The organism is Oribacterium sp. FC2011 (genome assembly GCF_000701645.1).
In the GTDB taxonomy this organism is placed as follows: domain Bacteria; phylum Bacillota; class Clostridia; order Lachnospirales; family Lachnospiraceae; genus Oribacterium.
This window is the reverse complement of sequence record NZ_JNJM01000006.1, coordinates 19,654-38,223: the sequence shown is the minus strand read 5'-3', so window position 1 is coordinate 38,223 and position 18,570 is coordinate 19,654. Positions and strand designations below refer to the sequence as shown.

Below are 18,570 nucleotides of genomic sequence, written 5' to 3'. Positions count from 1 at the left end.
GACACGTTTTTCGGGCTGAAGACTCTCGAAAAGGAGACAATTATATGAGTAAAAAGCGTATGGTTATCGCTCTCGGTCATAAGGACCTGGGCTTTACACTTCCGGAGCTTAAGGCTGCAACAGAAAAGACAGCCGTTATGATCGCGGATTTTGTTGAAAACGGATATCAGGTGGCATTGGTCTTCTCCAATGCTCCTCAGGTAGGTATGATCCATACTGCCATGAAAAACCTTGCAGATGAGTACCCGGATCAGTATGTAAATACTCCTTTAAGCGTATGTTCGGCCATGAGCCAGGGCTTGATTGGTTATGACCTTCAGAACTCGGTAAGGGCAGAGCTCGTGAAGAGAGGAATCTATAAAACAGCTTCTACAATCCTCACCCAGGTGCTTGTGGATCCCTATGACGAAAGCTTTTACAACCCTATAAAAAAGGTTGGAAAGATAATGAACAGAGAGGAGGCCAAAAGAGAAGAAGACAACGGAAATCATGTAACCATGATATCCGAAGGAAAGTTCCAGCGTATAGTTTCAGCGCCGGTTCCCAAGTCCATCGTTGAGATCGATGCCATCAAGGCTCTTCTTGATGCAGACCAGGTGGTCATCGCCTGCGGCGGAGGCGGAATCCCGGTTCTCAGACAGGGAAATAACCTTAAAGGCGCGGCAGCGGTTATTGAGAAGGACAGAACAGCAGGACTTCTTGCAAAGGAGATAGACGCTGACATTCTCCTCATCACAACGGCTGTAGATCATGTGTCACTAAACTTCGGACAGCCGGATGAAAAAGCGTTGGATAAAATGTCCATTGATGAAGCTAAGCAGTATATCAAGGACGGTCACTTCGAGTTTAAGTCCATGCAGCCGAAGGTCGAAGCAGGAATAGACTTCGTAGAGGCAGGAAATGGCCGTCGTGCTATCATAACTTCCATGGAACTTGCTGAGAAAGCAGTTGCCGGACTTGCGGGAACAACTATTGCATGATAAAAAGGCAGGGATATGTAAATGCTGCATATACTATCCCGGCTTAGCTAAAAAGCATTTTTGTAAGTATATATTAACTTGAAAATAAAGCTACGTGGGGTTAAAATTTCCACGTAGCTTTTTAAAATGTTTATAATAAGGAAATATCATGAAATTAGTTAGTTTTGCTATCCCATGTTACAACTCAGCAGCTTATATGGGAAAGTGTATCGAGTCTATCCTGGTTGGAGGAGACGAAGTTGAAATCATAGTAGTTGATGACGGATCACAAAAGGACAACACCTTTGAAATTGCAAAGGAATATGAAGCAAAGTACCCCGGTATCGTAAAGGCTGTTCATCAGGAAAACGGCGGCCACGGAGAGGCTGTTAATACAGGACTTAAAAATGCAACAGGACTATATTTTAAGGTTGTGGATTCCGATGACTGGCTTGATAATGAGGCTCTTCCAAAGGTGATGACCCAGCTTCGTGAACTGGTAATGTCCGGAACACCTGTGGATATGTTTGTCTGCAATTTCATTTATGATAAAGTAGGGCAGACCCATAAAAAGGTAATGAAATATACTACCGCTCTTCCTCAGGATAAGATATTTACCTGGAATGATGTAAGACATTTCCACATAGGACAGTATATACTTATGCATTCAGTAATCTATCGTACTCAGATGCTCAGGGATTGTAACCTGGTTCTTCCCAAACATACTTTCTATGTAGATAACATTTTTGTTTATCAGCCGCTGCCTTCAGTTAAGTCAATTTATTACATGAACATAAACCTGTACCATTATTTTATAGGAAGAGATGACCAGTCGGTAAATGAAACTGTAATGATAGGACGTATAGACCAGCAGCTGAAGGTGAACAGGATAATGCTGGAATGCTGTGATATCACTAAATTACCAAGCCGTAAATTAAGAAATTATATGTTCAGCTATCTTCAGATCATCACAACCGTTTCTTCTGTTCTTGCCATTAAATCAGGCACTGAAGAGAATATGGAAAAAAAGAAGGAGCTTTGGAAATATATAAAGGAATACAACTTCCCTATATGGCTCCGTATGAGAGCGTCCTTCATGGGCCAGGGCATGAATTTCAAAAGCAAGGCAGGAAACAAGCTTACCATCCTATGCTACAAGCTGGCACGGAAGTTCTACGGATTTAACTGAGAAACACCCAAAGCACATTGGATAAATGCATTCAATGTGCTTTAGTTATTGGCGTCGGTATATTGCTTTAATAATTATTTATACGGATTATTTTGATTTTTTTGTCAAAGTTTGTTGACAACAAAAGATTGATTTAGTAATATATACGAGTCGCCGAAAGAAAGAATTTTTCGAAAGGTGATAGACGGGGTCTTAGCTCAGCTGGGAGAGCATCTGCCTTACAAGCAGGGGGTCACAGGTTCGAGCCCTGTAGGCCCCACGTCTTCGGTCTGGACTGCGCTTTATGCGCGGCCTGGGTCGAGAATCATATGGCGAGATAGCTCAGTTGGCTAGAGCACACGGTTCATACCCGTGGTGTCGAGGGTTCAAATCCCCCTCTCGCTATTAAGGGCTCAGAGCGTTGGATTAAATCCAACGCTCTTATAACTTAAAAGAATATGCAGAGGTATCGAAGTGGTCATAACGAGGCGGTCTTGAAAACCGTTTGTCCGCAAGGGCACGTGGGTTCGAACCCCACCCTCTGCGCTCCGTAACAGGCAGGAAAGTCAACAGGCTTTCCTGCCTGTTTTTTCCACCGGTGAAGGTTCTCGCCGTAGAGAACTATCACCGATGGAATTCTTCCATTAGTCTTCACTGAAATACTTCCATTAAAATAACTCCTTTTCGTCAAAACAATTATCTTTATCATAAAACCTGTCGACAACCTCTTTGGGAATCTATATAATGAGGTATCGTTAGTATGAAATCAATCACTGATATCACAAATATATCTAACGCAAGTAAATATATTCTTGATAATCTTGCCAGGCAGTCCGGCAGTATTTTGATTTTTAAAGCTGAATGGGATAAGGAAGAGCTGGTTTATGCAAATAAGTCCTTAATTAAACTGTTAGGCTATGAAGATGAAACTGATTTTCTGGAATTGACTGGCAACTCTTTTAAGGGAATCGCTTATTCTGAAGATTATGATACGGTACGAAACAACCTTTATATGCGTTTGTCATCTTCAGATGAACTTTTCGTCCAGAAAAATTTCAGAATGAGCACCAAAGGCGGCAAGCCTATTTATGTAGTCTGTCACTGCAATTATCTTGATGCGGCAGGCGAAGGCGAAACGCCTGTTGTTTTGATGTTTGTTAATCAATATAAGTATTCAACCGAATCTCTCACAGGACTAACCAGAAGACGCAGTTTTTTCAATCTTGCAAATGACTACGCCGCAGAACTCCTTGAGAAGAACATGACCCCTGTTATCATAGCTCTTAACCTCATCGCCATGAAACGTTTCAATAAACGTTACGGGATGGAGGAAGGTGACAAACTGCTTATTTCCTTTGCCCAGCTTCTGGTAAAATGCTTCGGACTTAAACATTGTTCTCGTTTTGGCGAAGACCACTTTTATGTATATACCGATAAAGAGAGTCTTCAGGACAAACTGGACAGTATCATAAATGAACTAAAGGAGCTTAATAACGGTAAAACTCTGTCTGTAAGGATGGGGCTTTCCCTTTATGGAGACGATGTGAGTGCAGAAACAGCCTGTGACAATGCAAAAGTCGCGGCAGATACATTATCCTCAGCAGTAAATTCCACCTACGTCTGGTATGACAATGATATCGAACACTCCATATCCAAAAAGAACTATATTCTGACAAATATCGACAGGGCTACATCAGAAGGCTGGATAGAGCCTTATTATCAGCCTGTCATCAGAACCTATACCGAGCAGATATGCGGATATGAAGCATTGGCAAGATGGATAGATCCGGAACACGGATTCTTATCTCCCGGAGATTTTATCCCGATTCTTGAGGACAATGGTTTTTCTTATAAGCTTGATATGTACATCGCAAGAAGAGCCATTACCATGCTGCAGCAAAGACAGAAGACAGGTCTTCCCACAGTTCCTGTCTCTGTTAACATATCCAGATCCGATTTCGATTACTGCGACCCGGTAGAGATCATTTCAAACGAATGTGATATACATGGAGTCGGAAGAAATCTTATCTGTATAGAAATAACGGAAACTGCGATCATGACAGACCGGGAACAGATACGTGAAGCTATAAGCAAATTCCATGCTGCAGGTTTCGAAGTGTATATGGATGATTTCGGAAGCGGTTACTCTTCATTAAACATACTGAAGGATTTTGATTTTGACGAAATCAAAATAGATATGGGTTTCCTCAGGAACTTTAACGAAAAGTCCAAAACCATTGTTACCATGGCAGTGAAAATGGCCAAAAATCTGGGCATGCATACACTTGCCGAAGGTGTGGAAACAAAGGAGCATGCGGATTTCCTGAGGGATATAGGCTGCGAACGCATCCAGGGATACTATTACGGTAAACCCATGCCTTACGGCGAAGCAGAAAAGTTCCGCGAAGAAAAGGGTATGCTCATGGAAACCAGAGAGCTTTATTCTCTTTATCAGAAAGCAGGAATGATCGATGTGGTTTCGTCCTTACCGCTTGCTTTATACTTTTATGATGGACAAGATTTTTCTGTTGTATATAAAAATACTGCCTATATCGAGCATGTTGCCGACATTTCATTTACTTCCACCGGAACCATTGATAAAGGCACATCTCTCAGCAAAGATACGATATATCATATTTTCCAGAATCTGGCTGATAAAGTCATATCGAGCGGAAAAATGGATATGACGACATTTGTATACAATGGCAGATATTTCCTGTTATCCTTTGAGGCTGTAGCCGCATCCCGTGAAGGACATATTTTATCAGCCACCATCAGCAGCGAAATATATGAGAAGCTGGAGGAGGCAAACCAGTCCGACAGAGATCTCAGAAACCTGGCAGCTATGTATGATAATGTCTATGTACTGGATGTAACAACTGACAGTATCAATGTACTGACCTCCAATCTCGTTGGTGAGTCTGTGGGAGACCGGTACGATTCTCTGGATATGCTGAAGGAGCTGGGCATCAAGCTTAATATCTTCTTTGATGATCATGAAAAATGGAATCGGTTTTCCGATAAGGATTATCTTCTTGACAGAATCAGAAAATCCTGCAGAGGCTTCTTTTCTGAAATCTTTTTGATAAAGAATGCTAAAGGTAACTATTCCTGGATAGAGGCGATGGTAGAAAAGCTTAGTGACTCCAAAAATGAAAGACTGCTCCTTTGCATCAAGCCTGCCTATATAGATCAGCTGGATTCTCAGGAAAAAAAGGACTATATAAGACGTATACTTGACTATGGATATCTGAAGCTTAATGATAGCGATAACTTCAACTCGGACATCTGGGCTTCCTTTATCAATGAGGGTAATCTGAAGCTGTTCTGGAAGGATACTGAAAGGAGATTCCTGGGAGCAAGCAAAGCCTTTTATAATTATTACGGATTCCATTCAAAGGACGATATAGTGGGAAAGACCGACGAAGAAATCGGCTGGCATCTTAACGATACTCCATTTGAGTCTGACGAACATGACCTCCTTTCAAAAGGTACTGCCGTATATAATAAATCTACCATCAACATCATAAATGGCAGATCTCACAACATAGTTGCTTCCAAGATACCTATATACCATGACAATAAGATTGTGGGTCTGGTGGGATATTTTGTTGACGCCGATGAAGATATCATAGCAGATGGTGCATCCAGAGATGACAGGTTCATGGATCCTATAACAGGAGTCATGAATGCCCAGGGCATGCAGGCGGCCATCATTGAACTTGAAAATAATTTTAAGACCAATGGAGAAGAGTATTGCTACACCTCATTATATGTGGAGGGCTACAATGCTGTACTCCATGATTACGGAGAAACTGTTGCCCATAAATTACTGGGTATACTTGCGGACAGGGTCAAGGCAGCCTTTGGAAAAACTGCCGCTATTTCAAGAAATGAAGGTTCAACCTTCGGAATCTGCGAAAAAGGAATTCCTATCAGTGAGGTTTTGGATCATGTTTCTGATTGCGTAACATCTGTAAATAACATTACAGAAATAGACGGCCGCAGCTGCAGGCTGGTTGCTCATTACGGAACAACCTCCGCATCTGAAAAGGATGATTTTGAGAATATTGTCGAACTGACCAATAAAAAGATGCATACCGGTCAGAAGGGCAGAGATTCCAGCGCAAGAGTGAAGCTTGAAATAGTTCCTGATCCCTACAGTGATATACCATTCCCGGGCTTTATGGCAACTCCGAAATACATTGAGGGAAGCACTGATCCAACGGATATCATCTATATATTTGTCAACAAGGCATATTGCGAGCTGACCGGCAGAACAAGAGAACAGTTATTGGGGAAGGGCTATTATGAGGTATTCCCTAACACGGATAAGAAATGTATAAGCCTTATCTCAAGAGCCGCAAAGGGAGAATATATCAGAACCAAGCTCTATGATGGCGCTTCTTACCAGTGGATTAACATTACAGCATCACCGACTGATATACCCAATACATGTTTTGTTCATTGTGAAGTTGTGAACAAGTAAACCGATATTAATGGACGCCCATGTTTTATCGGGTTTCCAAATTGCCAAGGCAGGGGATTTGACCCCTGCCTTTGTTCTCTTATATATTCTTTTTGATTCTTCTTATTAAATTATTTGAATTAATTATATTTATACCTATCTAAGATTTCTTCTATAATTTTTATATAATTAAATTTATAGTTGAATAATATTTTTTTAACGATATAATAGGGAATGTTTTTTGGGGAATAGTAACGATTACATGTGTGTATAAGGAGAGTAAAGAGTAATGACTAGGTTATTGTACAGAGGAGCAAGCTTCGTAAACGGACTTACAAACGGAAAGACTTATGAAGTTGAGGATATGAACCAGTTCTGTGTATCAGTTATTGATGACAGCGGAAAGCAGCATTTCTATTCTAAGGTTAATCCATGTAAATTTGGTTCCATCGGCATGAAGGGTTCATGGTCAGAGGTTACCAAGTAATACTTGCATTATAGATTGTAAAGAGGTTTATGTTTATCTTAGTGAAATCCGGAAGATAAACATAAGCTTCTTTTTTTATACAAGTGTGATATGATGGAAATATCTAAAAAACTCTTCTATAAAATATCTTATATCTGACCAAAGGAGGTCAAGCTATGTATGATTCCAAAGCTGTTCTCGGATGGGTTTCACCTGATGGCACCTTCACTCAGTATGATTGGGGCGAGCACACTACCGGAGCCGAAGAAATAATCCGGTCAAAGGGTTGGTATCATGAATTCTGCGAAAGATACTGCGCAAATGAGCGTGACTTTCTTTGTGATAAAGGGTATTGCCTCATACATGACCCCGGAAAGCAGGAAATCTCTGCAACACATATCAGACCATTAACGAATCGTCAAAGAGACTTCCTATATGATTATTTCATACAACTTGGAGATCATAAAAAAGCAAATCATATGCTTACTGAAGAGTTTTAATATATTAATTCTCAATAGGCGCCTGCTGTAAAATATTGTTTATTACTACCTGTGCGCCGGGAAAACAGGCGGAATGAGGCGTTTATATGAATTATTTCAGAAATGCATTAAAACACTTCAGAACTATAAACAAACATAAATTTGAAGTGATGAAAAATTGTTTCCGGGTAGGGCTTTATAAGCAGGGGCTGCTTCATGACCTCTCCAAATACACCTGGACAGAATTTAAGACAGGCATCTTTTACTATCAGGGCAACAGAAGTCCGAATACTGCAGAAAGACTTGAAACAGGAGTTTGTGAAGCCTGGCTTCATCATAAGGGCCGTAACAAACACCATTTTGAATACTGGTGCGATTATGACTTGGAAAAAAAGGGGTTCATGGTAGGCTGCCGAATGCCCTACAGATATGTGGCGGAAATGTTCTGTGACCGTGTTGCTGCAGCAAAAGTGTACAAAGGAAAAGACTATAACGATGGTTACCCATGGGAATACTTCCTTCCGACGAAAGACTCCCTCCTTTTAGAAAACGAAACCAGAAAAGAGATCAGTGAGCTTCTGTGGATGCTCAAAACAGAAGGAGAGGAGAAGACATTTTCATATTTAAAGAAAGAAATACAGAGAAGAAAAAAGGCACATGATCACTTCTGATCATGTGCCTTTATCCACTGGGGACGGTTCTCGCCGGCGAGATCCGCCCCCGGTGGATATTCTAACCATCAAAAAAGCGAGTCAGAAGACTCGCTTTAATCTGCGTGCGACAGGATTCGAACCCACGACCTTCTGGTCCGTAGCCAGACGCTCTATCCAGCTGAGCTACGCACGCATCTCATTGTCTCTCAGAACTCTTTCTTAAAGACGTGTGTAATAATACTCAATTAAAAGATGAAAGTCAAGGATAAAATGAATTTTGTTGCGATAAACGTGAAAAATTTTTTAATCCATATGATTAATCAATCTAAAAACAAAAATAATGATGAACCAAGATGATATCAAATCCTGTCATTAACCAGATCATACAGGGTATATTTGTTAACAACCTCATAAATCGCCTCGTCTATCTTCTTATACAAAGGAAATTTGAGACAACTGGCAGACTTTGAGCAGGAAGAGGATCCACTGACACACTCCACCGGTGCGAGACTTCCTTCGGCTGCGTCAAGGATCTCACCAATCTTTATCTCATCTGTCGGACGTGTAAAAAGATATCCGCCTTTAGCCCCACGGATTGATTTCAAAAAACCTCCCTTTACCATAAGAGAAATGATCTGCTCCAGATATTTTATGGAAATCCCCTGACGTTCTGAAATCTCCTTGATGCTGACCGGAGTTACTCCGTCATAGTTCTGGGCAATGTCTATCAGAGTCGAAAGAGCATAACGACCCTTTGTGGAAATCATCATATAAAAAATCCTCCATAGTTACTAAAAGCATAGCTGATGCCTATACTCTAAATAATCCTAGCATATCACTAGGCATTATTCAAGGCATGGGAAATGTACGTTTTTAAGTAAATACAATAACAGTAATTCCTATTGTTTTTATAGGAAAACATCTGCGATATGAACTTTTACTATATTGACTAAACATTGTCAAGATAATATACTTTCGATGCTTGAAGCAGTAATTCCCTCGTATACAAAATTCAGTATTTGTTGCTTGGGCAACATTTTTGCTTCAGGTAAGGGGTTAATATTGATGTGTCAGATAGAGGAGGAGTCCGTAGGCAGAACACAGCCAACGGAAAAAGGGTCTGATAATCAAAAAACAATTATTATATTGGAGGAAAAGACATGAGAGAGGAATGGAGAGGCTTTAACGCCGGACACTGGACAAGCGATGTTAACGTTCGTTCTTTTATCCAGAACAACTATACACCATATGATGGTGATGCAAGCTTCCTGCAGGGACCAACAGAGGCAACAAAGGATCTCTGGAATGAGGTTCAGGGATTACAGAAGGAAGAAAGAGCAAAGGGCGGCGTTCTCGATATGGAAACAAAGGTGGTTTCCGGTATCACAGCTTATGACGCTGCTTACATTACCGCTGATTCAAAAGACAAAGAGAAGGTAGTAGGTCTTCAGACAGACAAACCTCTCAAGAGAGCATTTATGCCATACGGCGGTATCAAGATGGCAGAGCAGGCTTGTACAACTTATGGTTACACTCCCGATCCTCTTCTTCATAAAATATTTACAGAGTACCATAAGACACACAATCAGGGCGTATTTGATGCGTATACACCTGAGATGAAAAAGGTTCGTCATGCCCATATCCTCACAGGTCTTCCCGATACATACGGCCGTGGACGTATCGTCGGCGACTACAGAAGAATCGCTCTTTACGGTATAGACTTCCTTATCGAAGAGAAAAAGAAGGATTTTGATAACTGCGGCGACGGAACCATGACAGACAATGTTGTCCGCCAGAGAGAAGAGATCGCAGATCAGATGAGAGCTCTCCGTCAGATGAAGGAGATGGCTGCATCCTATGGTTATGACATTTCCCTTCCCGCAAAGAATGCAAAGGAAGCTGTACAGTGGCTTTACTTCGGTTACCTCGCTGCCATCAAGACACAGAACGGTGCAGCAATGTCAGTAGGCCGTGTGTCAACCTTCCTTGACATATACATTAACAGAGATCTTACAGAAGGAACTCTAACAGAACAGGAAGCTCAGGAGCTTATCGACCACTTTGTAATGAAGCTTCGTATGGTTAAGTTCGCAAGAATTCCTTCATACAATCAGCTCTTCTCCGGTGACCCGGTCTGGGCTACACTTGAGGTTGCAGGTATGGGTCAGGACGGCCGTTCAATGGTTACAAAGAATGATTTCCGTTTCCTTCACACTCTTGAGAACATGGGACCTGCACCTGAGCCAAACCTTACAGTACTTTATACAAAGAGACTTCCTGAAACCTTCAAGAAGTATGCCGCAAAGATCTCTGTAACAACATCTTCCATCCAGTACGAGAACGATGATGTTATGAGACCTGTATGGGGCGATGATTACTCAATCTGCTGTTGTGTATCAGCTACACAGACCGGTAAGGAGATGCAGTTCTTCGGCGCCCGTGCAAACCTTGCAAAGTGCCTTCTTTACGCTATCAACGGCGGTGTTGATGAGAAGTTAAAGGAGCAGGTAGGTCCTGAGTACAAGCCTATCACTTCAGAGTATCTTGACTATGATGAGGTTTGCCGCAAGTATGTCCAGATGATGGACTGGCTTGCAGGAGTTTACGTAAACGTTCTCAACCTTATCCAGTATATGCACGACAAGTACTTCTATGAGGCTGCGGAGATGGCTCTCATTGATACAGATGTACGCCGTACCTTTGCAACAGGCATCGCCGGCTTCTCACATGTAGTTGATTCACTTTCTGCCATCAAGTACGCCAAGGTTAAGACTGTACGTGACGAGGATGGCCTCGTAATTGATTACGAAGTGGAAGGTGACTTCCCTAAGTATGGTAATGATGACGACCGTGCAGATGATATAGCAGTTAACCTTTTGAAGACCTTCCTGACAAAAATAAAGAAGCACCACACCTACAGAGATTCAGAGCCTACAACCTCTATCCTTACCATCACTTCAAACGTAGTGTATGGAAAGGCAACAGGTGCTATGCCTGACGGACGTCCTGCAGGCGCTCCGCTTTCACCGGGAGCAAACCCAAGCTACGGTGCAGAGAACTCAGGTCTTCTTGCATCCCTTAACTCTGTAGCAAAGCTGCCATACGAGTACGCACTTGATGGTATTTCCAATACCCAGACCATCAACCCTGCAGCACTCGGACACAGCGAGGATGAGCAGGCTACAACACTTGTAAGAGTTATGGATGGCTACTTCGCAAAGGGCGCTCACCATGTTAATGTCAATGTCTTCGGCGTTGAGAAACTGAAGGATGCCATGGAACACCCCGAGAAACCTGAATACGCTAACTTTACTATCCGCGTATCAGGTTATGCCGTTAAGTTCATTGACCTTACAAGAGAGCAGCAGCTTGACGTAATTTCAAGAACAGAGCACAAGGCACTTTAATTCACATATAACCTTGAAAACTAACCGCCGCTTTCATCGGAAGTGGCGGCTTTTTTTATCGCAAATGGAGGAAAAACATATGGCAGAAGCAATCAAAGGCGCGATCCACAGCATTGAAACCTTCGGATCTGTAGATGGTCCCGGAGTAAGATATATAGTATTCCTCAAAGGCTGCAATATGCGATGCCGCTATTGCCACAATCCCGATACCTGGGATTTCACAAGCGCTGATATGCGGACCGCAGACGAAATTCTTCAGAATGCTGTTAGATACCGCGAATACTGGGGCGAAGAGGGCGGCATAACCGTAAGCGGCGGAGATCCGCTGGTACAGATAGACTTCGTCATAGACCTTTTTGAAAAAGCCAAAGCCATGGGCATATCCACCTGTCTTGACACCTCCGCACAGCCCTTTACAAGAGAAGAACCCTTCTTCAGTAAATTCAACCGCCTCATAAAAGTCACCGACACAGTCCTTTTCGACATCAAAGAAATCGATGACGAAAAACATAAAAAACTCACCGGCCATACCAACAAAAACATTCTTGACTGCTGTACCTATCTTAGCGATCAGGGAGTCGACCTTTGGATCCGCCACGTCCTCGTCCCCGGTCTCACCGATTCCGACGAAGAACTCATTGCCACCAAAGCCTTCATCGACACCCTTAAAACCGTAAAAAAAGTCGAAATCCTCCCCTACCACACCCTCGCCCTCTACAAATACGAAAAACTCGGCCTGAAATACACCCTTACCGACACCCCCACTCCGACCCCGGAGCTTGTAAAGCACGCGGAAGAACTTCTTGGGGTACGATAAGGTTTTAATTCGTCAAATGGGTTGGGCTTGGCATATGACACGCAAAAAATCCACTTTGCTAACCCATATTTAAACTAACAGCTACGATAAATATCAAAGGGACTTCACATTTACCTTCCGGTAGCGAAAACGGAAGAAAATGCAAGGGATGTGTGGCACAGTTAGAAAAGTAAAGAAAATGCAGGGGATGTGTGGCTAGGCTTGCGGCTTGAAAGAACATCGAATAAATAAATCCGCACAGAACGAACGCGTAAGCGTCCGAGCTGGGCGGATTTATTTATGAGATGTACTTTCAACGCCGTGGGCCGTCACGCATCCCCTGCATTTTCTGCACCATTTCAACATCGTAATCCGTCACGCATCCCTTGCATTTTCTGTACCATTTCAATCCCCTCCGTGATAAAATGAAAGTTAGTTATTTCAGTGAATTTTAAAGCATGGGGAGGAACATATGCTATATAACAACACCATTTGGGCCGGCCTGGACATGGACACCAACGAAAAAGTATGCATACTGCCGCGTATGGCCAACAGACACGGACTCATCGCCGGAGCTACCGGCACAGGTAAGACGATCACATTAAAAGTACTTGCCGAATCATTCAGCAACATGGGCGTTCCGGTATTTCTTTCCGACATAAAAGGCGATCTTTCCGGAATGATCAAGCCCGGAGTTGACAACGCAAACATGCAGGAACGCATTCAGTATTTCGGCCTTGATAAAGAAGGCTTTACTTATCAGAACTTCCCTACACAATTCTGGGATATAAGCGGCAAAAAAGGTCTACCCCTGAGAACCACCGTAAGTGAATTCGGACCCACTTTACTTTCCCGTATCCTTGGGCTCACAGATCTTCAGACCAATATCCTTACAATCATTTTCCGCATTGCAGATGAAGAAAACCTTCTTTTGCTGGACACCAAGGACCTTCGCTCCATGGTTCAGTATGTAGCACAGAACAACAAAAAATACAGCTCACAATACGGGAACATGACCACCGCTTCACTCAATGCTATTCTCAGATCCATCGTGGCGCTGGAAACAGCAGGAGCAGATAAATTCTTCGGTGAGCCTGCTATCGATATACATGATTTTTTCAGACAGGACAGCGACGGAAGAGGAATGATCAACATACTTGAAGCAGAAAGCACCGTGCAGAATCCTGTCATTTACGCTACATTTATGCTCTATATGTTATCCGAGCTATTTGAGCAGCTTCCCGAGGTAGGCGATCGGGAAAAGCCTAAGATGGTTTATTTCTTTGACGAGGCTCATTTACTGTTTAATGATGCCCCCAAGGCTCTTGTGGATAAGATCGAGCAGGTGGTTAAGCTCATACGTTCCAAAGGCGTAGGCATTTTCTTCATAACCCAGAATCCCAGTGATGTACCGGATTCTGTTCTGGCACAGCTTGGAAATAAGATCCAGCATGCACTTCATGCCTATACTCCTTCAGAGGAAAAGAAGGTAAAAGCTGCTGCTGATTCATTCAGAGTGAATAAGAATTTCAGTACAGTCGAAGTTCTCCAGAACCTTGGAACCGGAGAGGCACTAATCTCCTTCCTTGATGAAGAAGGAAAACCTGATAATGTAAGACGCTGCCGTGTATTACCTCCTCAATCACTGATGGGACCGGCTGATGATTCATCAAGGCTCATGGTCATTAATTCTTCTGATTTTGCAGAAAAGTACAGCGAAGAAGTTGACAGAGATTCTGCTTATGAATTCTTCAAGAGGCTCACTGACGAAGCAACTGCTGAAGCTGCCAGAATTGAAGCAGAGAAACAGGCTGAAAAGGATGCAGAAGCCCTTGCAAAGGCTCAGGAAAAGGCAAACAGAGGAAGAATGACCGCTGTTAAGTCAGTAGGTCGTTCAACAGCAGGAACACTGGGAAGAGAAGCCGGTGGTGCAATTGGAAAAACCTTCTTGGGTACTTTCGGTAAGAGAGTAGGCGGTAATATCGGGGCCGCTCTCGGAAGAGGTCTTCTGGATACTTTCTTCAGGAGTTAAAAATCCCGTATAGTCTTATAAAATAAACGCTTCTACCGATCGGATAATCGGCAGAAGCGTTTGTTGTTTAAATCATTACACTATAGAACGTCATTGCGAGACAAAGCAGCGTTACGATGATTACTGAAAAAGTTGTAAACCACAGCGCATACATTCGCCCTAAAGAAGACTCATTACCAAGGTCATCGAGAAACACCTTAAAGTTCTTAATAACAGATATCACAAGGATTAAGGCACCGCCATACAGAAGTATAAAATATGCTACATTAACTGCCATTGATTCACTAAAAAGCAAAACCGGTAAAAGGGCAACCGTATTGTTGGCGATATGCATCAGAATGGAATATTTCAAACCGTAATTCTCTCTTATCCAGGCAAATACAATTCCAATAAAAACAGCAGCTATAAACTGAACAATATTAAAGTGCATGAGGCCAAATAACAATGAAGTTATGGTTATGGCAAATATTTTTCCATGCTTTCTGAAATGTCCATACAAAATTCCTCGAAAGAAACACTCTTCCAAAAGGGGAGCCGCAAGAAAGGCGTAAATCATGGACCAGAAATCCTGAATATCGGAACCGGTGGCGATTTCTTTGGCATTATCCAAAGAATAACCGAAGTTTTTCAGCAGATCCTCAAGGGGATCGATAAGATAGTTGGTTAAGCATTGGATACCAAAGATGATAAACAGTAAATAAATAAAAGTGAATATATTGAACTTTTTGTATCTTACGTGAATGTTTTCGGTCCCCAGCATCAAAAGTGAAACTGTCAGTGCCACAAAACCTGCAATCATCATGGAGAAATTAGGATCCCTGTATAAATTGGAACCAACTTCCATCATGAAGGATCCACCTATCTGAAATATGATCTCATATACCAGAATGGTAATGGCAATTTTCGAAAACAACCTTTTAACCGGATAAGTCATACACTGTCGTCTCCAACTCTTTAGTTTAAATTTAGCCTCTGATTTACCACAACTTTCAATTTATTGTGGTATACTTTACAAGGTTTTCGCTAAACATTATACCATAAAAGGAAATAATATGAAAAAATGGTTTCTTTACAATAAAAAGGCTGATTTCAAAGCCATTGCAGATAAATTCGGCATCGATCAGGTTACCGCAAGAATACTGAGAAACAGAGACATTAACTCGGAAAAGCAGATCGAACAGTACCTTCACGGTTCCCTTGAGGAGGATCTTCATTCACCTCTTTTTCTTCCTGATGCGATTAAATGTATGAATCATCTCAACAGGGCTATAAAGGAAGGAAAACATATACGGGTTGTGGGAGACTATGATGTTGACGGCGTATGTGCAACATATATTCTGGTCAACGGCCTGAAAAGACTCGGGGCCAGGGTGGATTATGTTCTTCCGGATCGTATAAAGGACGGCTACGGAATTAATGTCAATATCATTGATAAAGCAAAAGAAGACGGAGTTGATGTTATTCTCACCTGCGACAACGGCATAGCTGCCATAGAGGAACTGAAGCACGCAAGAGATCTGGGACTCACCGTCCTCGTTACAGATCACCATGATGTGAGACAAAAACAGGATGAGGACTATGGCTGCGAATCCAGAGACATTCTTCCTCCTGCAAGTGCGGTGGTGGATGCCAAAAGAGAAGACAGCCGTTATCCTTTTCCGGATATCTGCGGAGCTGTTGTAGCCTGGAAGATCATCATCATGCTATACCAGAATCACACTATTCCGGAGGAAGAGTACTATGACTTTCTGGAGTTCGCCGCCATTGCAACGGTCTGTGATGTTATGGATCTCCGGGACGAGAACAGAACCATAGTGAAATTTGGACTCCAGCAGATCAAACAAACAGGAAATAAAGGGTTGAGGGCTCTCCTTAAAGTTCAGGATCTTCTGGAGCAGGAGCACCTTAATACATATCATATCGGATTTATTATTGGTCCCTGTATCAATGCCGGCGGCCGACTCAGATCTGCAGAACTTGCTTTGGATCTCTTCTTTACCACGGATGAAGAGAAGGCTCTTATGAAAGCCGTAAAGCTAAAAGAGCTGAATGAATCCCGCAAAGCCATGACCATAGAGGCAACCAACAAAGCCATTGAAATGGTTGAAAAGAATTATTTAAACCGGTTCGTGCTGGTAATATATCTGCCGGAACTCCATGAAAGCCTTGCCGGAATTGTAGCCGGACGATTAAGGGAAAGATTTTCAAGGCCGGCATTTGTCATAACAAAGGCTGAAGGCGTAGAAGCCGGTGAAGCTCTCTCAAAGGGCTCCGGCAGAAGCATTGACGGTTATAATATGTCAGAGCATCTCCAGGAAGTAAGCGAACTGCTGGTTAAATGGGGTGGACACCCACAGGCATGCGGATTCACTCTTTTGGAAAAGGATATCGACGAATTCAGAACCAGGCTTAACACTCTTTGCAATCTGAGTCCGGACCAGCTCATTGACAAAATCTGGATAGACGTCCCTATGCCGATTGATTATATTTCAAATAACCTTATCCACGACTTCGAAAAACTGGAGCCCTTTGGAAAAGGAAACGAAAAACCCTGTTTTGCCACAAAAAACCTTAGAATTACGGACTGTCGGGTCTTTGGAAAAAACAGAAATGTTGTAAAAATGAGACTTCAGTCAGAAACCGGTTCATTAATGGATGGGTTGATATTTACAAATGGTGATGAATTTTTAAGAGAGAAGAAAACCTGCACAAAAATAGATGTGGTTTACTATCCACAGATTAATGAATATAATGGAACTCAGAGTCTTCAGATAATCATAGATGATTATCAGTTGAAGCCTTAGTAAATCATGTCTTATGGAGGTAACTATGATCAAGGAAGTGATGAACTATATAACCCAGGCTGATCCTGAGGTTGGAAAGTTGATTGCTATGGAGTATGACCGTCAGCAGAACAACATCGAGCTTATAGCGTCTGAAAACATTCTGTCAGACACATCCATGCTGGCTATGGGCACGATCCTTACAAACAAATATGCTGAAGGATACCCCGGAAAACGTTATTACGGCGGCTGCGTACACGTAGATGACATCGAGACCATCGCCATCGAAAGAGCCAAGAAGCTTTTTAACTGCGAGTATGCCAATGTTCAGCCCCATTCAGGTGCTCAGGCAAATATGGCCGTAACCATGGCAATCTGTAAACCGGGAGACAAGATCCTCGGAATGTCACTGGATGCCGGCGGACACCTTACTCATGGTTCACCTGCAAACTTCTCAGGCAGTTTTTTCAATATCATTCCTTATGGTGTTAATGCTGACGGCTTTATAGATTACGATGAATTAGAGGCAACAGCTCTTCGCGAGAAGCCTAAGATGATCATTGCCGGAGCTTCTGCTTATCCAAGAATCATTGACTTCAAGAGATTCCGTGAGATCGCAGATAAGTGCGGCGCTGTTTTATGGGTTGATATGGCTCATATCGCAGGTCTTGTGGCAGCCGGAGTTCATCCGTCACCTATCCCTTACGCTCATGTAGTTACCACTACAACCCACAAGACTCTCCGCGGACCAAGAGGAGGTCTCATCCTTTCAAGTGAAGAGATCGCAAAGCAGTACAACTTCAACAAGGCTGTTTTCCCGGGATGCCAGGGCGGTCCTCTCGAGCATGTTATCGCTGCCAAGGCTATCTGTTTCGGAGAGGCTTTAAAACCTGAATTCAAGGCTTACCAGGAGCAGATCGTCAAGAACTGTAAGGCTCTTTCCGAGGCTATGGTTGCTCAGGGCTTCAAGCTTGTTTCAGGAGGCACAGACAACCATTTAATGCTTGTTGACCTCACAAATATCCCTGAGCTTACCGGCAAGGTTCTCCAGAACAACTGCGACGAGGTTCACATCACTCTTAACCGTAATGCTATTCCTAACGATCCTCGTTCACCTTTCGTTACTTCCGGTGTCCGTATCGGTACAGCTGCCGTAACCACCAGAGGTTTCAAGGAGGAGGACATGAAGCCTATCGCCGAGTGTATCTGGAAGGTTGCCACCGATTTCGAGAACTCCCGCGAAGAAGTCATCGCCAAGGTTGCCGAGCTCACTCGCAAGTACCCGATTTACGAAGGCTAAAAGTTATTACAACCCGGACGTGAAAACGGCGGTTCATGGCGACGGCTCACGGCGTTGAA

At 42.8% G+C, this 18,570-nt stretch carries 13 protein-coding genes and 4 tRNA genes; 14 read left to right on the top strand and 3 right to left on the bottom strand.

What is annotated here, in order from left to right; translation table 11 throughout:
• The first annotated feature begins 44 nt into the window (after positions 1 to 44).
• From arcC to T357_RS0106130, 9 genes are all read left to right on the top strand, one after another.
• Complete coding sequence (gene arcC, locus T357_RS0106170) at positions 45 to 980, top strand: carbamate kinase (protein ID WP_031549798.1); 936 nt, start codon at positions 45 to 47, stop codon at positions 978 to 980.
• A gap of 148 nt (positions 981 to 1,128) precedes the next feature.
• Positions 1,129 to 2,148, top strand: a complete 1,020-nt coding sequence (locus tag T357_RS0106165) for a glycosyltransferase family 2 protein (RefSeq protein ID WP_031549796.1) — start codon at positions 1,129 to 1,131, stop codon at positions 2,146 to 2,148.
• Between the two features lie 186 nt (positions 2,149 to 2,334).
• A tRNA-Val gene (locus T357_RS0106160) sits at positions 2,335 to 2,407 on the top strand.
• Between the two features lie 51 nt (positions 2,408 to 2,458).
• A tRNA-Met gene (locus tag T357_RS0106155) sits at positions 2,459 to 2,532 on the top strand.
• A gap of 55 nt (positions 2,533 to 2,587) precedes the next feature.
• Positions 2,588 to 2,673, top strand: a tRNA-Ser gene (locus T357_RS0106150).
• A gap of 214 nt (positions 2,674 to 2,887) precedes the next feature.
• On the top strand, positions 2,888 to 6,616 hold the full coding sequence (locus tag T357_RS20090; RefSeq protein ID WP_049962310.1) for an EAL domain-containing protein: 3,729 nt from the start codon (positions 2,888 to 2,890) through the stop codon (positions 6,614 to 6,616).
• A gap of 268 nt (positions 6,617 to 6,884) precedes the next feature.
• Positions 6,885 to 7,082: a hypothetical protein gene (locus tag T357_RS0106140; RefSeq protein WP_031549792.1), complete on the top strand. Its 198-nt coding sequence runs from the start codon at positions 6,885 to 6,887 to the stop codon at positions 7,080 to 7,082.
• A gap of 155 nt (positions 7,083 to 7,237) precedes the next feature.
• Complete coding sequence (locus T357_RS0106135; RefSeq protein ID WP_031549790.1) at positions 7,238 to 7,561, top strand: hypothetical protein; 324 nt, start codon at positions 7,238 to 7,240, stop codon at positions 7,559 to 7,561.
• Between the two features lie 86 nt (positions 7,562 to 7,647).
• Positions 7,648 to 8,211 (top strand): DUF5662 family protein, encoded by a 564-nt coding sequence (locus T357_RS0106130; protein ID WP_031549788.1) that lies wholly within the window; start codon positions 7,648 to 7,650, stop codon positions 8,209 to 8,211.
• Positions 8,212 to 8,312: 101 nt separating this feature from the next.
• On the opposite strand, the gene T357_RS0106125 is transcribed toward T357_RS0106130, so the two are convergent.
• Positions 8,313 to 8,386: transfer RNA gene (locus T357_RS0106125), tRNA-Arg, on the bottom strand.
• 166 nt (positions 8,387 to 8,552) lie between these two features.
• The gene (locus T357_RS0106120; RefSeq protein ID WP_031549786.1) at positions 8,553 to 8,963 is read right to left on the bottom strand and encodes an RrF2 family transcriptional regulator; all 411 of its coding nucleotides are present in this window, start codon (positions 8,961 to 8,963) and stop codon (positions 8,553 to 8,555) included.
• A 390-nt stretch (positions 8,964 to 9,353) separates the two neighbouring features.
• On the opposite strand from T357_RS0106120, the gene pflB reads away from it, so the two are divergent.
• From pflB to T357_RS0106100, 3 genes are all read left to right on the top strand, one after another.
• The gene (gene pflB / locus T357_RS0106110; RefSeq protein ID WP_031549784.1) at positions 9,354 to 11,600 is read left to right on the top strand and encodes a formate C-acetyltransferase; all 2,247 of its coding nucleotides are present in this window, start codon (positions 9,354 to 9,356) and stop codon (positions 11,598 to 11,600) included.
• Between the two features lie 79 nt (positions 11,601 to 11,679).
• The gene (gene pflA / locus T357_RS0106105) at positions 11,680 to 12,417 is read left to right on the top strand and encodes a pyruvate formate-lyase-activating protein (RefSeq protein WP_197027307.1); all 738 of its coding nucleotides are present in this window, start codon (positions 11,680 to 11,682) and stop codon (positions 12,415 to 12,417) included.
• Between the two features lie 451 nt (positions 12,418 to 12,868).
• Complete coding sequence (locus T357_RS0106100) at positions 12,869 to 14,428, top strand: helicase HerA-like domain-containing protein (protein WP_031549780.1); 1,560 nt, start codon at positions 12,869 to 12,871, stop codon at positions 14,426 to 14,428.
• A 67-nt stretch (positions 14,429 to 14,495) separates the two neighbouring features.
• Here T357_RS0106100 and T357_RS0106095 read toward each other — a convergent pair whose 3' ends face one another.
• Positions 14,496 to 15,362 (bottom strand): CPBP family intramembrane glutamic endopeptidase, encoded by an 867-nt coding sequence (locus T357_RS0106095; protein WP_031549778.1) that lies wholly within the window; start codon positions 15,360 to 15,362, stop codon positions 14,496 to 14,498.
• Between the two features lie 118 nt (positions 15,363 to 15,480).
• Here T357_RS0106095 and recJ point away from each other — a divergent pair, with 118 nt between their 5' ends.
• Entirely contained in the window at positions 15,481 to 17,232 is a 1,752-nt protein-coding gene (gene recJ, locus T357_RS0106090; protein ID WP_031549776.1) for a single-stranded-DNA-specific exonuclease RecJ, read from the top strand.
• A 25-nt stretch (positions 17,233 to 17,257) separates the two neighbouring features.
• The gene (gene glyA, locus T357_RS0106085) at positions 17,258 to 18,511 is read left to right on the top strand and encodes a serine hydroxymethyltransferase (RefSeq protein ID WP_031549775.1); all 1,254 of its coding nucleotides are present in this window, start codon (positions 17,258 to 17,260) and stop codon (positions 18,509 to 18,511) included.
• Positions 18,512 to 18,570 lie beyond the last annotated feature (59 nt).

What these genes read in the sequence shown, in the direction of transcription:
- arcC (WP_031549798.1), top strand. Translation starts at nt 45, where the DNA reads ATGAGTAAAAAGCGTATGGTTATCGCTCTCGGTCATAAGGACCTGGGC.
- T357_RS0106165 (WP_031549796.1), top strand. Translation starts at nt 1,129, where the DNA reads ATGAAATTAGTTAGTTTTGCTATCCCATGTTACAACTCAGCAGCTTAT.
- T357_RS20090 (WP_049962310.1), top strand. Translation starts at nt 2,888, where the DNA reads ATGAAATCAATCACTGATATCACAAATATATCTAACGCAAGTAAATAT.
- T357_RS0106140 (WP_031549792.1), top strand. Translation starts at nt 6,885, where the DNA reads ATGACTAGGTTATTGTACAGAGGAGCAAGCTTCGTAAACGGACTTACA.
- T357_RS0106135 (WP_031549790.1), top strand. Translation starts at nt 7,238, where the DNA reads ATGTATGATTCCAAAGCTGTTCTCGGATGGGTTTCACCTGATGGCACC.
- T357_RS0106130 (WP_031549788.1), top strand. Translation starts at nt 7,648, where the DNA reads ATGAATTATTTCAGAAATGCATTAAAACACTTCAGAACTATAAACAAA.
- T357_RS0106120 (WP_031549786.1), bottom strand. Translation starts at nt 8,963, where the DNA reads ATGATGATTTCCACAAAGGGTCGTTATGCTCTTTCGACTCTGATAGAC.
- pflB (WP_031549784.1), top strand. Translation starts at nt 9,354, where the DNA reads ATGAGAGAGGAATGGAGAGGCTTTAACGCCGGACACTGGACAAGCGAT.
- pflA (WP_197027307.1), top strand. Translation starts at nt 11,680, where the DNA reads ATGGCAGAAGCAATCAAAGGCGCGATCCACAGCATTGAAACCTTCGGA.
- T357_RS0106100 (WP_031549780.1), top strand. Translation starts at nt 12,869, where the DNA reads ATGCTATATAACAACACCATTTGGGCCGGCCTGGACATGGACACCAAC.
- T357_RS0106095 (WP_031549778.1), bottom strand. Translation starts at nt 15,362, where the DNA reads ATGACTTATCCGGTTAAAAGGTTGTTTTCGAAAATTGCCATTACCATT.
- recJ (WP_031549776.1), top strand. Translation starts at nt 15,481, where the DNA reads ATGAAAAAATGGTTTCTTTACAATAAAAAGGCTGATTTCAAAGCCATT.
- glyA (WP_031549775.1), top strand. Translation starts at nt 17,258, where the DNA reads ATGATCAAGGAAGTGATGAACTATATAACCCAGGCTGATCCTGAGGTT.